This is a genomic window from Pseudomonas sp. UFMG81 (genome assembly GCF_015354575.1).
Lineage (GTDB): Bacteria > Pseudomonadota > Gammaproteobacteria > Pseudomonadales > Pseudomonadaceae > Aquipseudomonas.
The window spans coordinates 1-14,274 of the sequence record NZ_JACAFQ010000066.1 but is presented as its reverse complement, the minus strand read 5'-3'; the positions used below and the strand labels follow the sequence as shown (position 1 = coordinate 14,274).

Annotated in this window: 17 protein-coding genes; all 17 read left to right on the top strand. The window is 67.1% G+C overall.

The window, feature by feature from the left end:
- A partial coding sequence (locus tag IX761_RS26710) for an SCO family protein (protein ID WP_194792474.1) occupies positions 1 to 351 on the top strand: 351 nt, incomplete at its 5' end.
- Positions 348 to 1,004 carry an SCO family protein gene (locus IX761_RS26705; RefSeq protein ID WP_194792473.1) on the top strand — a complete coding sequence of 219 codons (657 nt, stop codon included), beginning with the start codon at positions 348 to 350 and terminating at the stop codon, positions 1,002 to 1,004. The genes IX761_RS26710 and IX761_RS26705, both read left to right, overlap by 4 nt.
- 191 nt (positions 1,005 to 1,195) lie before the next feature.
- Entirely contained in the window at positions 1,196 to 2,674 is a 1,479-nt protein-coding gene (locus IX761_RS26700; protein WP_416366823.1) for an ABC transporter substrate-binding protein, read from the top strand.
- A gap of 13 nt (positions 2,675 to 2,687) precedes the next feature.
- Entirely contained in the window at positions 2,688 to 3,326 is a 639-nt protein-coding gene (locus IX761_RS26695; protein WP_194792471.1) for a SurA N-terminal domain-containing protein, read from the top strand.
- A 239-nt stretch (positions 3,327 to 3,565) separates the two neighbouring features.
- On the top strand, positions 3,566 to 4,099 hold the full coding sequence (locus tag IX761_RS26690; RefSeq protein WP_194792470.1) for a response regulator: 534 nt from the start codon (positions 3,566 to 3,568) through the stop codon (positions 4,097 to 4,099).
- Positions 4,100 to 4,153: 54 nt separating this feature from the next.
- Entirely contained in the window at positions 4,154 to 5,905 is a 1,752-nt protein-coding gene (locus IX761_RS26685; protein WP_228534026.1) for a GspE/PulE family protein, read from the top strand.
- Positions 5,886 to 6,668: a hypothetical protein gene (locus IX761_RS26680; RefSeq protein WP_194792469.1), complete on the top strand. Its 783-nt coding sequence runs from the start codon at positions 5,886 to 5,888 to the stop codon at positions 6,666 to 6,668. Before IX761_RS26685 ends, IX761_RS26680 begins: the two co-directional genes overlap by 20 nt.
- A gap of 1 nt (position 6,669) precedes the next feature.
- A complete protein-coding gene (locus IX761_RS26675) occupies positions 6,670 to 7,212 on the top strand; it encodes a PilN domain-containing protein (RefSeq protein ID WP_194792468.1) in 543 nt (180 codons plus the stop codon).
- On the top strand, positions 7,199 to 7,750 hold the full coding sequence (gene pilO, locus IX761_RS26670) for a type 4a pilus biogenesis protein PilO (RefSeq protein WP_194792467.1): 552 nt from the start codon (positions 7,199 to 7,201) through the stop codon (positions 7,748 to 7,750). Before IX761_RS26675 ends, pilO begins: the two co-directional genes overlap by 14 nt.
- The gene (locus IX761_RS26665; protein WP_194792466.1) at positions 7,750 to 8,256 is read left to right on the top strand and encodes a hypothetical protein; all 507 of its coding nucleotides are present in this window, start codon (positions 7,750 to 7,752) and stop codon (positions 8,254 to 8,256) included. Before pilO ends, IX761_RS26665 begins: the two co-directional genes overlap by 1 nt.
- Positions 8,253 to 10,115 carry a secretin N-terminal domain-containing protein gene (locus tag IX761_RS26660; RefSeq protein WP_194792465.1) on the top strand — a complete coding sequence of 621 codons (1,863 nt, stop codon included), beginning with the start codon at positions 8,253 to 8,255 and terminating at the stop codon, positions 10,113 to 10,115. The genes IX761_RS26665 and IX761_RS26660 overlap by 4 nt, the downstream gene beginning before the upstream one ends.
- The gene (locus IX761_RS26655; RefSeq protein ID WP_194792464.1) at positions 10,112 to 10,585 is read left to right on the top strand and encodes a type II secretion system protein; all 474 of its coding nucleotides are present in this window, start codon (positions 10,112 to 10,114) and stop codon (positions 10,583 to 10,585) included. Before IX761_RS26660 ends, IX761_RS26655 begins: the two co-directional genes overlap by 4 nt.
- A gap of 5 nt (positions 10,586 to 10,590) precedes the next feature.
- Entirely contained in the window at positions 10,591 to 10,965 is a 375-nt protein-coding gene (locus IX761_RS26650) for a type II secretion system protein (RefSeq protein WP_194792463.1), read from the top strand.
- Positions 10,940 to 11,461 (top strand): type II secretion system protein, encoded by a 522-nt coding sequence (locus IX761_RS26645; protein ID WP_194792462.1) that lies wholly within the window; start codon positions 10,940 to 10,942, stop codon positions 11,459 to 11,461. Before IX761_RS26650 ends, IX761_RS26645 begins: the two co-directional genes overlap by 26 nt.
- Positions 11,458 to 11,853, top strand: coding sequence for a curli production assembly/transport protein CsgE (gene csgE, locus IX761_RS26640; RefSeq protein ID WP_194792461.1), 396 nt, complete (start codon positions 11,458 to 11,460; stop codon positions 11,851 to 11,853). Before IX761_RS26645 ends, csgE begins: the two co-directional genes overlap by 4 nt.
- Entirely contained in the window at positions 11,850 to 12,269 is a 420-nt protein-coding gene (locus tag IX761_RS26635; RefSeq protein WP_194792460.1) for a curli assembly protein CsgF, read from the top strand. Before csgE ends, IX761_RS26635 begins: the two co-directional genes overlap by 4 nt.
- Positions 12,270 to 12,301: 32 nt before the next feature.
- Positions 12,302 to 13,147 (top strand): CsgG/HfaB family protein, encoded by an 846-nt coding sequence (locus IX761_RS26630; protein ID WP_194792459.1) that lies wholly within the window; start codon positions 12,302 to 12,304, stop codon positions 13,145 to 13,147.
- The last annotated feature ends 1,127 nt before the right edge of the window (positions 13,148 to 14,274 follow it).

Genomic DNA, 14,274 nt, shown 5'->3' with positions numbered 1-14,274 from the left:
GGGCGGGTGGGCGAAGAGATCCGCCTGGTGTCGATCAGCGTCGACCCGCAGCGCGACGATGCCAAGCGCCTGGCGGGGTATGCCAAGGCCTTCCAGCACGGCCCGGGCTGGAGCTGGCTGACCGGCTCGCCCTACGCCATCACCCAGACCCTCAAGGGGTTGGGCAGCTTCAGCGCCAACCTCAGCGAGCACCCGCCGCTGATCCTCGTCGGTGATGGGCGCAGCGGGCACTGGACGCGCTTCTACGGCTTCACCGACCCCAACGTGCTGATCACCGAGATCAACCGCCTCAGCGCCCGCCGTGTGCATGCCAAGAGCACGGCGATCGCCGGGCAGGAGGCACGGCCATGAGCAGCCTGGTAACGCGCCGCAACGGCATGCGCAGTTTCGATTGGGTGGTGCTGGGCGCCTGCCTGTGGATCCTCGCTTCGGTGGCGTTCGCCCATGAAGGGCATGCGCCAACACCGCAACCGGCGCCGCAACCGATGGCCAGCGGTGGCGGCACCCGTGATGCACAGACCTGGTTCACCGACACTGTGCTCAAGGACCAGGACGGCCGCGAGTTGCGCTTCTACAGCGATGTGCTCAAGGACAAGGTGGTGATGCTCAATGTGATCTTCACCCACTGCAACGACGCCTGCCCGCTGATCACCCGCAAGCTGCGCGAGGTGCGCGAGGCCATGGGGCCGGAACTGGCGGCGCAGGTGACCTTCGTCTCGGTCAGCAGCGACCCGCTCAACGACACCCCCGAGGTGCTCAAGGCCTTTGCCCAGAAGCAGGGTGTGGATGGGCCGAACTGGTTGTTCCTCACAGGCGACAAGGCCAGCGTCGACCTGGTGCTGGGGCGCCTGGGCCAGTTCCTGCCCAGCCCCGAGCAGCACTCCACGCAACTGATCGCTGGCGACGTGGCCGGCAAGCGCTGGAGCAAGATCCGCCCCGATGCGCCACCCGCCGCCATCGCCCAGCGCATGCAGCTGCTGGCGCAACCCCTGGCGGGGCGGTGAACACCATGCACACGCCTATCCCTGTAGGAGCGGCCTTGTGCCGCGATCGGGCGCGCAGCGGCCGTGAATCAGGCGACGCTGATCTACCAGATCTACCGCATAGCCTTTCACTGCGGCCGCTGCGCGCCCGATCGCGGCACAAGGCCGCTCCTACAGGGGGCCGGCTCAAGGGGCTGGGACTTGCGCTGTGGCTGTTGTGCGCGCAAACCCACGCCCTCGACCTCACCGAACAGGAACAGGCCGGCAAACGCCTCTACCGCGAGGGCGTCTCCAGCAGCGATGCCCAGCTGCTGGCCCGGGTCGGCGCCAGCGGCATGAGCGTGCCGGCCAGCGTGTTGCCCTGCGCCGGTTGCCACGGCAACGATGGCCGCGGCCGCCCCGAAAGTGGGGTACGCCCACCGAGCCTGGATTGGCAGCGCCTGGCCCTGGGGCAGGGCGAGCGTGAGATGAACAGCCGGCGCTACCCGGCCTACGACGACGCCGGCCTGGCCCGGGTCATTCGCAGCGGTATCGACCCGGCCGGCAACCGCCTGGACCCGGCCATGCCGCGCTTCGAGCTGACCCTGGCCGACCAGCGCAACCTGACGGCCTACCTCAAGCGCCTGGCCCAGGAGCGTGACCCAGGGCTGGAGGACACGGTCCTGCGCCTGGGCACGCTATTGCCGCAAAGCGGGCCGCTGGCCGAGGCCGGGCGGGTGGCACGGGCGGTGCTGGAGGACGGTGTCGAACGACTCAATCAACAAGGCGGCATCCATGGCCGGCGTCTGCAACTGGTGAGCGTCGACCCCGGCTATGACCCCGTCACCACCGCCCAGGCCCTGGACCGCTTGCTGCATCAGGAGCAAGTGTTCGCCCTGGTGGCTCCCCTGGCGCCGTGGCTCGACAGCGCCACGCTAGAGCAGGCGGCGCTGCCGCTGATCGGCAGCACGCCGCGCAGCGGTGGCAACACCCAGGTGTTCGACCCGCTGCCCGGGCTGCCCCAGCAACTGCTCAGCGTGGCGCTGCACGCCCGCGCCGCCCTGGGCCTGGCGCCCGGCGAGTTGCAGGTGGTGTATGCCGGCGATGATCAGGCGCCGGCCGCCGATGTGCTGCGTGAACGTTTGCAGCAGTTGGGCTTCAGCCCAGGCCCGGCGCAGGCATTCAGCGGGCAGGCGGTGGCGGGCGAGGGCATCGTCTTTCTGGGCCGCGCCCAGGCCTTCACTGAGCTGGCCGCCGCGTTGCAGGCCGAGGGCCGCCAGCCCTACCTGCTGGCTGCGTCCAGCCAGGTGTCCGGCGCGTTGCCGAGCCTGGCCGCGCCCTGGTCGCAACGCCTGTTCCTGGCCTATCCCTTCGTGCCCGGGGACTGGACCGGGCAGGGCAGGGCGCTACTGGCTGGTGTGCAGCAACGCCAGGGCCTGGATGCCCGTCAGGCATCGCTGCAGGTCACCACCCTGAGCGCCTGGCGGGTACTCGAGGAGGCGTTGAAAGCCACCGGTCGCGATGCCAGCCGCGAACAGCTGGTCGCGGCCCTGGAGCAACTGCACGACCTCGACACCGGCCTCACCCCGGCCCTGAACTTCGGCCCCGGGCGACGACAGGGGCTGGCGGGTGCCCATGTGGTCCAGGTCAGCCTGCCCGGGCCGGGCTTTACCGAAGTGGCGGCGTACAGCGCCGTACCCGATATCCCCTGAACAGGAGGTGGCCATGCGTATCCTGATGCTGTGCCTGTTGCTGCTGGCCAGCGCCAGCCAGGCCGATACCCCGGCGGCGCGGGTCAACGGTGTGGAGATCGGCGTGCTGCGCCTGGAACGCTACTTCAGCGAATACCTGGCCGCCCAGGGCCGCGCGGTGACCAGCATCCGCAACCCCACGCTGTACAAGCGCCTGCGCGAGCAGGCGCTGGACGAACTGATCGACAAGGAGTTGTTGTGGCAGGAGGCCCAGCGCCAGGGTATTCATATCAGCGACGAACACGTACTGGCGCAGGTGGGGCAGGTCGAGGCGGCGTTCGGTAGCCCTGTGGTGTTCGAGCGCCGCCTGCAAGAGGCCGGTTTCGATCGCGCAGGGTTCGCTGACTACACTCGACAGGAACTGGCTGCCCAGCTGGTTTACGCCCGCCTGACGGCGGTCGAGGAACCCACCGACGCCGAAATCGCCGCCTTCCACCAGGCCAATCGGCAAAAACTGCAAGGGATGCAGAACCAAAGTGATAACACTTCTGTCTCAGCAACACAGGGCCAAGCGTTGGCTCGGGACGCGCTCGTCGCGCAGTTGCAGGCCCAGGCGCGGCAGTCGACGCGCCAACGTTTGCGCGAATCCGCTACAGTGGAGCGCGCCGACTGAGGGCTGCGGCGGGGGTTTCCCCACTATTGGGGGAACCGTTCAGGGCAATGTGCCATCAGCGTCCCCGGTTGTGGGGAAGCGCCTGCCACCATGCCCTGACGCCAGGAAAAAGCCTGTGCAAAAACAACGACTTGATAGTGGTGCGCAATGACCCTTCATGCCTGGCACGAAGCCTGCTCAAGCCTGTACAAGGCCGCACTTCGCAGACCGGGGAACCGGGTAGTTCATGGGAGTGGACCTTGGTGAACAGAGTATTGGTAGTCGATGACGAACAGACCCTTGCGCAGAATCTGCAGGCGTATTTGCAGGCGCAAGGCCTGGAGGTCCACCTCGCCCATGACGGTGCCAGCGGCATCGAACAGGCCGAGGCCCTGGCACCGGACGTGATCGTGCTGGATTACCGCTTGCCCGACATGGAGGGGTTTCAGGTCCTGGAGACCGTGCGCAGGAACAGGCAGTGCCATTTCGTGCTGATCACCGCCCACCCGACCGCCGAGGTTCGTGAGCGGGCCGCCGAGCTGGGTGTGAGCCATGTCCTGTTCAAGCCGTTCCCGTTGATGGAACTGGCCCGCGCGATCTTCGACCTGATGGGCATCAAGCGCCAGCGCAGGGCCACGGACACGCCAGCCGAAGGGTTCGTCGAACGACGCCAGAACAGGAACCAAGCGTTCCCCCTGCAGTTGTACGATGGCAGCTGGGTTTTGGCCGACCGCCGACGCAACGGTGCCGAGCCAGACAAGCCTGACGACGAACAACTGCTCACCGGGGAATAGCGGCGCCCAAGGTCCCCTTACCTGCGGCGCCGCCCCTGAGCGGAGTCGCAGGCCATGTCCCAGGCATTCGATGCAGATCCACTGGCCCAATCGCGGGGCAAGCCCGCGCCCACGCAGGCACCCGCAGACGCGTGGGAGCGGGCTTGCCCCGCGATTGCAGGCTACCCCCGCGACCTGCTGTCCCAGGCCCGCCAGCAAGCCGGTGAAGAGCGCCTGCTGGCCTGCCTCGAGCGCCTGGCCGGCGACGCCCCGGCCACGTTCACCCAACGCCTGGCCACCACCCTGCATTACCCGCCACTCGACACTCAGGCGCTGTTCGCCTGCACCCCGCTGTTCGCCCAGGTCAGCCTGGCCCAGTGCCTGAAGCGCGAATTCGCCCTGGTCGAGCACGCCGGTGAGCGCATCGGTGTGTTCGCCGATCCCTTCGACAACACTCGCCTGGCCTGGATCGACGATTGCCTGCAAGGCGCGCCGCTGTACCTGGTGCACGCGGCTGACCTGGCTGCGTTCCTCGCCCGCCACGAAGAAAGCTTCCACGCCGTCGATTCGCTCGAACACGAAGCCGAGGTCGGCGCCGAGGCCGACACCCTGCAGAAGCTGTCGCTGACCAGCATCAGCGAAGACCAGAGCCGGGTGGTCAAGCTGGTCAACTCGACCCTCTACGACGCCCTCAAGCAACACGCCAGCGATATCCACCTGGGCATGACCGGCCAAGGCCTGGTCATCAAGTACCGTATCGACGGCGTGCTCAACGGCGCCGGCAAGGCCAGTGGCAGCGCCTTCGCCGAGCAGGTGATCTCGCGCATCAAGGTGATGGCCGAGCTCGACATCGGTGAAAAGCGCGTGCCCCAGGACGGCCGTTTCAAGGTGGCCATCGGCGAGCGGCAGATCGACTTCCGGGTGTCGATCATGCCGAGCATCTTTGGTGAGGACGCGGTGCTGCGGGTGCTCGACAAGCAGGACCTGACCGACCAGGTCAGCGGCGTGTGCCTGCAAGCCCTGGGCTTCGAGGAACACACCCTGCGCGCGCTGCGCCGGCTGGCCGCCGAACCCTACGGCATGATCCTGGTCACCGGCCCCACCGGCAGCGGCAAGACCACCACGCTGTACGCCATGCTCAGCGAGATCAACCATGGCGTGGACAAGATCATCACCATCGAAGACCCGGTCGAGTACCAGCTGCCCGGCGTGTTGCAGATCCCGGTCAACGAGAAGAAGGGCCTGACCTTCGCCCGTGGCCTGCGCTCGATCCTGCGCCACGACCCGGACAAGATCCTGGTGGGTGAGATCCGCGACCCGGACACCGCTCAGATCGCCGTGCAGTCGGCGCTCACCGGGCACCTGGTGTTCACCACCATCCACGCCAACAACGTGTTCGACGTGATCGGCCGCTTCAGCCAGATGCAGGTCGACCCCTACAGCTTCGTTTCGGCGCTCAACGCCGTGCTGGCCCAGCGCCTGGTGCGCCTGGCCTGCACCCACTGCGCAGTGGCCTGCGAAACCGACGACGAACTGCTCGCGGCCTCCGGGTTGACCCGTGAGGCCGTGGCCGGCTGGCAGTTCGTCCGCGCCCAGGGCTGCGGCCAGTGCCGCGGCAGTGGCTACCGCGGCCGCAGCGCCATCGCCGAACTGCTGCACCTGGACGACGACCTGCGGCAGATGATCGTCGAACGCCGCCCCCTCTCGCAGATCAAGCAGCTGGCCTGCCAACGCGGCCTGCGCCTGCTGCGCGCCTCGGCCCTGGACCTGGTCCGCGCTGGCCGCACCACACTCGAGGAGATCAACCGTGTCACATTTATCGCCTGACAAATACTGCGCCGTGCTCGGCGCCGAGGGTGTCGGCCTGGGTCGCTGGCACGGTCGACAACACCAATGGCTGGGCAGCCGTGCCTTCAGCTGCGATGCCGCGCAACCGGCCTGGGCGGCGGCACTGGACGCCCTTGGCGCGCTGCTGGCCGAGCAGCCGATGCGCGGTGCCCAGTTGCGGGTGCTGCTGTCGGCGCGCTTCAGCCGCTTCTGCCTGGTGCCCTGGAGCGACGCCATCGGCACCCCGCGCGAGCTCGACGCCTACGCCCGGGCCTGCTTCGAAAACCTCTACGGCCAGGCGCTGGACGACTGGCGCATCGTGCTGTCGCCGGAGCCCGCCGGTGCCGCACGCATCGCCACGGCATTGCCCGAGGCGCTGCTGCAAGGCCTGCACGACCTCGGTCGGTTGAGCCGCCTGCGCCTGCGCTCGGTGCAGCCCTACCTGATGGCCGCCTACAACCGTTGCTCGGCCCAACTGGGGCAGGGCGACTTCCTCTTCGTGCTTGCCGAACCGCGCCGCAGCGTGTTGCTGCTGGCCGCCGGCGGCACCTGGCAACAGGTGCTAGCGCAAGGCTGCGCCGACACCGACCAGGCCTTGCAGGCGTTGATCGAACGCACCTGCGAGCTGGCCGGCCAGCAGCCGCCACGGGTGTACCTGCATGCGCCGGGGCGCCAGCAGGCATCGACGATCGCCGCGGTGCAGCTGTGCGGGGTGGCCACCGAGGCCGACCCGCTGTGCGCCATGTGGCGGGCGGTGGCCTGACATGCGCCGCCTCGACCTGGAATTCCAACCCCGCCAGAGCAGCCCGCTGGCCTGGTCGCTGCTGGCCCTGGCCGGCGCGGTGCTGGCAGTGCTGGTGCTGGCCCAGCAGCAACTGGTGAGCGAGCAACTGGGCCTGGAGGCCCGCGTGCATCAGCTCGAACTCAAACTCGGCCGCCGCCCGGCCACCGCCGCGCCGCAAAGCAGCGCGGTGCTGCGCGAACAGGCCGAGCGCCTGGCCCAGATGCGCAGCGTGTCGCAGCAGTTGCAGCGGCCCTGGCAGCAGCTGTTCGCCATGCTCGAAGCCATGCCCCAAGAGGATGTGGCGCTGCTCAGCCTCACCCCCGACGCACGCAAGGGCCAGGTGCGCATCAGCGCCGAGGCCCGCAACCTCGAAGCCATGTTGCAGTACCACCAGCGCCTGGAGCGCAGCGCCGAGCTCTCCGACGTGTCGCTGCTCAACCACGAAGTGGTGGCCGGGCAGGCCGAGCACCCGGTGCGCTTCAACCTCACCGCCACCTGGGAGACCGGCCATGCGCGTCCCTAGCCTGATCCTCCATGAAGCGGCGATGCGCCTGGGCCGCGCCGGCCTGGCCGCGGTGCTGGTGGCGGCGCTGGCCCTGGGCGTGGCGCTGGCCGGGGTGCTGCCGCAATGGCAAGCGGTGCGCGAACTGCGCGCCAGCGAGGCCGACGCCAGTGCCCAGGTCAAGCGCGTGGAACGCGGCGAGCTGAAGGTGCAGGCCAAGCCCGAGCAGCAGGTGCTCGACGACCTGCGCCAGCAGCTGCCCGGCCAGCCCCAGGCCAGCGAGGTGATCGAGCGCCTGTACCACCTGGCCAGCGCCGAGCGCATCAGCCTGGCCCGTGGCGAGTACGCCCTGGGCGTGGACCCCAAGACCCAGCTGGCGCGCTACCAGATCGTCCTGCCGGTGCGTGGCAGCTACCCGCAGATCCGCGGCTTCCTCAAGGCGCTGCTGAGCCAGTTGCCCACCGTGGTGCTGGAAGACCTGGAGCTGCAACGCAAGCGGATCGGCGAGCGTGAGCTCAGCGGCCGGGTACGCATGACCCTTTACCTGTCGAGGTCGTGATGAACATTCAGCGCGCGGTGATGTGGGGTGGGTTCCTGAGCTTGAGCGCGGCACTGGCGTGGGCGCCGGGGCATTGGTTCGGCACGCAAGACGAGGTGGCCCCGATCGCCGGCAAGCCGGCTCCCACAGGTGCAGCGGCGACCACGAAACCTGTGGCAGCTGGCTTGCCAGCGATGGCGGCGGCACAGGCTTCCAAAGATCTCTTCCCCGCCCAGCAATGGACCGTCCCGCAAACCCTGGCCACCGTCACCGAACAACCGGTAATCGCCGCCCCCGTGGTGGTGGCCCCGACCGCCCCCGAGCTGCCGTTCCAGTTCGTCGGCCGTCTGGGCGATCGCGACGACCTGCAGGTGTTCCTGCAAAGCGGCGAGAAACTCTACGTCGTGCGCCAAGGCGACGTGATTGACGACACCTACCGCCTCGACCGGGTCTCGGCCACCGAGCTGAGCCTGGTCTACCTGCCACTGCACCAGTCACAGACCCTGTCTGTCGGGAGCGCACCATGAAGCCTTCGAAGTTGTGCAAGCCTGCTCCGTTCATGCTGCTGGCGCTGTGCGTGGCCATCGCTGGATGTGGCTCCAGTGCGGTGCGCAAGGACAGCGCCGAGCTGATGAAAGAAGGGCAGTACGAGGCCGGTATCGCCCGCCTGGAAGAAGCCCTGCGCGACGACCCGCGCGACACCGAGCTGAACATCGCCCTGGCCCATGGCCGCCAGGAGGCGGTCGAGGCGCTGCTGACCCAGGCCGACAGCGACCGCATCCGCCACGATTTCGCCGGTGCGCGCATGGGCTATGGCCGGGTGCTGACCATCGAGCCGAACAACCGCCGCGCCCAGGAAGGCATCCGCCAGCTGGAGCTGATCCGCACCCTTGACGAGCGCGTCGCCCTGGGCCAGGCGGCGCTGCGCCAGGGCGACCTGTTCGGCGCCGAGCGCTACATGCGCGAAGTGCTGCGCCTGGACCCGCAGAACCAGAAGGGCATCATCCTGCGCAGCGACATCGAGAACGTCCAGGCGCGCACCGCCACGCCCTATCCGCAGCTGCGCAGCAAGCTGGAGCGGCCGGTCACCCTGGAGTTTCGCGACGCCAACCTCAAGACCATCTTCGAGGTGCTGGCCCAGGTGGCGGGGATCAACTTCATCTTCGATCGCGACCTGCGCCCGGACATGAAGGCCACCATCTTCGTGCGCGAGGTGCGCATCGAAGACGCCGTGGCCTTGCTGCTGGAGCAGAACCAGCTGCGGCAGAAGATCGTCAACGACAACACCCTGCTGATCTACCCGGACTCGCCGCAGAAGACCAAGGACTACCAAGAGCTGGTCATGCGCACCTTCTACCTGACCAGCATCGACGCCAACACCGCGATGAACATGGTCAAGACCATGCTCAAGACCCGCGACGTGTTCGTCGACGAACGCCTGAACACCATGACCATCCGCGACACCCCCGACGCGGTGCGCATGGCCGAGAAACTGTTGCAGTCCCAGGACCAGTCCAACCCTGAGGTGGTGCTGGAGGTGGAGGTGATGGAGGTGGCCCGTGCGCGCATCCTCGACCTCGGCCTGCAATGGCCCAACACCTTCGGTGTGCTCACCAGCGACGGCAAGCCGGTCAGCGTGCTCGACCAGCTGCGCGGCATCGACTCCAGCCGCATCAGCATCTCACCGGCGCCGCAGGCCAAGATCAACGCCCAGGACAAGGACATCAACACCCTGGCCAGCCCGGTGATCCGCGTCAGCAACCGCGAGCAGGCGCGCATCCACATCGGCCAGCGGGTGCCGATCATCAGCGCCACCTCGGTGCCGTCCACCCAAGGGCCGGTGATCACCGAGAGCGTCACCTACCTGGACGTGGGCTTGAAGCTCGAAGTACAGCCCACCGTGCACCTGAACAACGAAGTGGCGATCAAGGTGGCGCTGGAGGTGAGCAACGCCACGCCGCTGGAGGCCACCCGCCAGGGCACCATCCCGGTCCAGGTCGACACCCGTAACGCCCAGACCACCCTGCGCCTGCACGACGGCGAGACCCAGGTGCTGGCCGGCCTGGTGCGCAACGACCACAACGCCAGCGGCAACAAGATCCCGGGGCTCGGCGACATCCCTGGCCTGGGCCGGCTGTTCGGCAGCAACAAGGACGACATGAGCAAGTCCGAGCTGGTGCTGGCGATCACCCCGCGCATCGTGCGCAACCTGCCGTACCAGAGCCCGTCGGACATGGAGTTCGGCACCGGCACCGAGTCGAGCATGCAGGTGCGCCAGATGGCCCTGCCGCAGCCGGCCAGCAGCCTGCCGACCGACGACGCCGACGATCAGCCGGCGGTCCAGGGCCAGATGGCTGCTCGGGCCAACTCGAGCCCACGGCCATGAAACGCCGCCAGCGCGGTTTCAGCCTGATCGAGGTGGTGCTCACCCTGGCGCTGCTCGGGCTGCTGGCCAGCATGGCCGCGCCGCTGACCGAGACCGTGGTGCGCCGGGGCAAGGAGCAGCAGCTGCGCGAGGCGCTGTACCAGATCCGCGATGCCCTGGACGCCTACAAGCGCGCCTTCGACGCCGGCTACATCGAGAAGCGCCTGGACGGCAGCGGCTACCCGCCGAACCTGCAGGTGCTGGTGGACGGTGTGCGCGATGTGCGCAGCGCCAAGGGCGCCAAGTTCTACTTCCTGCGGCGCATCCCCCACGACCCGCTGCTGGCGGCCAAGGCCGACGACGGCGGCGCCTGGGGCCTGCGCGCCTACGACAGCAGCCCGGACAACCCGCGCGAAGGCCAGGACGTCTACGACGTGTACTCCAAGGCCCGGGGCAAGGGCCTGAACAACATCCCCTACGGGCAATGGTGACGGCGATGAAACGCAGCCAAGGCTTCACCCTCATCGAGTTGCTGGTGGTCATGGCCATCATCGCCACGCTGATGACCATCGCTCTGCCGCGCTACTTCAACAGCCTGGAAGCCTCGCGCGAGGCCACCTTGCGCCAGAGCCTGGCGGTGCTGCGCGAAGCGCTGGACCACTACTACGGCGACACCGGGCACTACCCCGACTCGCTGGAACAGCTGGTGGAGCAGCGCTACCTGCGCAACACCCCGGTCGACCCGATCACCGAGCGCCGCGACGCCTGGGAGCTGGTGCCACCGCCCGAGGGCGTGGCCGGCGGTGTCGCCGACATCAAGAGCGGAGCCACAGGGAGGGCGCGTGATGGCAGCCTCTATGCCGAATGGTGAAGCCGGCTTCACCTACCTGGGCGTGCTGCTGCTGATCGCCGTCAGCAGTATTGCCCTGGCCGCCACCGGCACCCTGTGGGCCACCGGCATCCAGCGTGAGCACGAGCGCCAGTTGCTGTGGGTGGGCGGGCAGTATGCCCAGGCCCTGCGCAGCTACTACCGCGCCTCGCCTGGCCTGGCCCAGTACCCGCAGGAGCTGGCCGAGCTGGTCGAGGACAACCGCTTCCCGCAGCCGCAGCGGCACCTGCGCAGGCTTTACCGCGACCCGATCACCGGCAGCGACGACTGGGGCCTGATGCGTGCGGTCGATGGGCGCATCACCGGGGTGTACAGCCGGTCGCAGGCTTTGCCGCTCAAGCGCAATGGGTTCGACGCCCTGTGGAGCGGGTTCGAGGGCCTGGAGCACTACAGCGACTGGCAGTTCGTCGCCGAGCAGGCGTTCAGCGAAAGCGCCGCCGGCAGCACCCAGCACGCCGGCGCGGGAGAGGCGCCATGAACCGCTGTGCGCTGCTGCTCGGCCTGTGCCTGGCGTTGCTGTGGGCGCCGGCCTGGGCCAATGAAGAAGACGAGATGAAGGGCTTCATCGTCGACAACACCATCTCGCACATCGGCCACGACTTCTATTACGCCTTCACCGACCGCCTGCGTGCCACCAGCCGCCTGGATTTCAACCTGGTGGTGCGCGAACGCCCGGATGCCCGCTGGGGCAGCCTGGTGACGGTGGAGTACGAGCGCGAAGTGCTGTACCGGCGCTTTTTGCCGCCCAACACCACGCAACTCAACGACGAGGCCATCGCGGCCGCCGACCTGGTCAGGCAGCAGATTGTCCAGCGCAAATTGCAACGGCTGCTGCAGGACACCACCGATCTGGAGAGGGATGAGCTATGAGCAAGCACGGACTCCACTGTCTCGCCGCCGGCCTGCTGGTCGCCGGCATCAGTTGCCAGGCGCTGGCCACCGAGCTGGTGTACACGCCGGTCAACCCGGCCTTCGGCGGCAACCCGCTCAACGGCACCTGGCTGCTGAACAACGCCCAGGCGCAAAACGACCACGACGACCCTGACCTCAAGGACCGTACTTCGGCCTTTGCCGGCACCAGCGCCCTGGAGCGCTTCAGCAACCAGCTGGAGTCGCGGCTGCTGGGGCAGTTGCTGGACAACATCGGCAACGGCCAGGGCGGCAGCATGGCCACCGACGCCTTCCTGATCGACGTGATCGATGACTCGGGTTCTCTGAGCATCCGGGTCACCGACCGGGCCAGCGGGGAAGTTTCGATCATCGATGTGAGCGGCCTGAACCCCTGAGAGGGACTGGCATTTACCGGGGAGAGAACACCATGAAACGTCTGCTGAGCACATTGCTGATCCTCGCCGCCCTGCATGGTTTGCAAGGCTGCGGCCTGCGCGAGCCGATGCCGGCCGAGCAGGACTCCGAGACCCCGACCCTGACCCCACGGGCCTCGACCTACTACGACCTGATCAACATGCCGCGCCCACGCGGGCGGTTGATGGCGGTGGTGTATGGCTTCCGCGACCAGACCGGGCAGTACAAGCCGACCCCGGCCAGCTCGTTCTCCACCAGCGTCACCCAGGGTGCGGCGAGCATGCTGATGGACGCGCTCAACGCCAGTGGTTGGTTCGTGGTGCTGGAGCGTGAGGGGCTGCAGAACCTGCTGACCGAGCGCAAGATCATCCGTGCCTCGCAGAAAAAAGCCGACGTGCCGGAGAACATCCAGGCCGAGCTGCCGCCGTTGCAGGCGGCCAACCTGATGCTCGAGGGCGGCATCATCGCCTACGACACCAACGTGCGTAGCGGCGGGGAGGGGGCGCGCTACCTGGGCATCGACATTTCGCGGGAGTACCGGGTCGACCAGGTGACCGTCAACCTGCGGGCGGTGGATGTGCGCACCGGGCAGGTGCTGGCCAATGTGATGACCAGCAAGACCATCTACTCGGTGGGGCGCAGCGCGGGGGTGTTCAAGTTCATCGAGTTCAAGAAGCTGCTGGAGGCGGAGGTGGGGTACACCACCAACGAGCCGGCGCAGCTGTGTGTGCTGTCGGCGATCGAGGCGGCGGTGGGGCACTTGCTGGCGCAGGGGATCGAGCGGCGGTTGTGGCAGGTGGCGCAGGGGGGGGATTCGGCGGTGTTGGACAAGTACCTGAGTCAGTATCAGCAGCCTTGAGGGGTTGGGCGGTTTTTGCTGGTGTCATGGGCTGATCGTCGTGGGTGATCTCCTCTGTAGGAGCCGGCCTTGCCGGCGAAGAGGCCCGATTGGTTGGTGCATACCATTGATCTGGCGCCAGGGGTTGGTTGGGGCTTCTGGCGTTTCTTTTATTTTGGTGGTTTGCTGAGTTGGTAGTTGGTAGTTGGTAGTTGGTAGTTGGTTTGGGGGTTGTGAGCATATCCATTTGCGAGGGTGACGCTTATTCACCTTTCCGCCCTTACGGCGGGTCACTTTTTGAAGCATCAAAAAGTAACCAAAAAATGCTCGCTCCATTCATACGGCCCCTACGCTGCGCTCCGGGGTTCCCTCACTCCGGTCTTGCTCCCGGGAGTACGCACCGAAGGGCCATCCATGGCCCATCGGTGCTCGACGGGCATCCATGCCCGTCGCCTCCCTCCGCAAGCCCTCCGTTCGGCCTCCTGAAGTCGCGAAGTTAGGGGCGGCGCCTGTATTGGCGCAGCTGTCGCTAGTTGATTGTTTTGTTGAACTTCAAATTGCAATCGCTGGCAAGTCGTAGCGGCGAACCGCAGCTCCCACAGGTACTGCGCTGAGCTCGAAATTTTCGCGGTCACTGTGGGAGCCGGCTTGCCGGCGATGAGGCCATTACAAACAATACATCAATAACAATTAAATACGATCCGCTCTTGCTCTTGCTCTTGCTCTTGCTCTTGCTCTTGCTCTTGCTCTTGCTCTTGCTCTTGCTCTTGCTCTTGCTCTTGCTTCTAAGTGCGCGATAGTCCAGTCACCGCCAAACGCGACTTCAGGAGGCCGAACGGAGGACTTGCGGAGCGGGGCGATGGGCATGGATGCCCATCGAGCACCGATGGGCCATGGATGGCCCTTCGGTGCGTCCACGCGGGAGCAAGGCCGGAGTGAGGGAACCCCGAAGCGAAGCGTAGGGGCCGGATGATGGGAGCAGGCGGTTTTGCTGGGCCTGTCCCGTGACAACGGACGCCAAAAAGCTGGCTATTTAGCCTTCTGCCTTAAGCTCTTGGCATATTCGTTCGGAGAACGGTAGCCAAGGGCGGAGTGCAGCCGACAGCTGTTGTAAAAACCATGAACATAGCTGGCGATGGCTAGTTGAG

What these genes read in the sequence shown, in the direction of transcription:
- IX761_RS26660 (WP_194792465.1), top strand. Translation starts at nt 8,253, where the DNA reads ATGAAGCCTTCGAAGTTGTGCAAGCCTGCTCCGTTCATGCTGCTGGCG.
- IX761_RS26645 (WP_194792462.1), top strand. Translation starts at nt 10,940, where the DNA reads ATGGCAGCCTCTATGCCGAATGGTGAAGCCGGCTTCACCTACCTGGGC.
- IX761_RS26630 (WP_194792459.1), top strand. Translation starts at nt 12,302, where the DNA reads ATGAAACGTCTGCTGAGCACATTGCTGATCCTCGCCGCCCTGCATGGT.
- IX761_RS26685 (WP_228534026.1), top strand. Translation starts at nt 4,154, where the DNA reads ATGTCCCAGGCATTCGATGCAGATCCACTGGCCCAATCGCGGGGCAAG.
- IX761_RS26705 (WP_194792473.1), top strand. Translation starts at nt 348, where the DNA reads ATGAGCAGCCTGGTAACGCGCCGCAACGGCATGCGCAGTTTCGATTGG.
- csgE (WP_194792461.1), top strand. Translation starts at nt 11,458, where the DNA reads ATGAACCGCTGTGCGCTGCTGCTCGGCCTGTGCCTGGCGTTGCTGTGG.
- IX761_RS26655 (WP_194792464.1), top strand. Translation starts at nt 10,112, where the DNA reads ATGAAACGCCGCCAGCGCGGTTTCAGCCTGATCGAGGTGGTGCTCACC.
- IX761_RS26695 (WP_194792471.1), top strand. Translation starts at nt 2,688, where the DNA reads ATGCGTATCCTGATGCTGTGCCTGTTGCTGCTGGCCAGCGCCAGCCAG.
- IX761_RS26675 (WP_194792468.1), top strand. Translation starts at nt 6,670, where the DNA reads ATGCGCCGCCTCGACCTGGAATTCCAACCCCGCCAGAGCAGCCCGCTG.
- IX761_RS26650 (WP_194792463.1), top strand. Translation starts at nt 10,591, where the DNA reads ATGAAACGCAGCCAAGGCTTCACCCTCATCGAGTTGCTGGTGGTCATG.
- pilO (WP_194792467.1), top strand. Translation starts at nt 7,199, where the DNA reads ATGCGCGTCCCTAGCCTGATCCTCCATGAAGCGGCGATGCGCCTGGGC.
- IX761_RS26635 (WP_194792460.1), top strand. Translation starts at nt 11,850, where the DNA reads ATGAGCAAGCACGGACTCCACTGTCTCGCCGCCGGCCTGCTGGTCGCC.
- IX761_RS26665 (WP_194792466.1), top strand. Translation starts at nt 7,750, where the DNA reads ATGAACATTCAGCGCGCGGTGATGTGGGGTGGGTTCCTGAGCTTGAGC.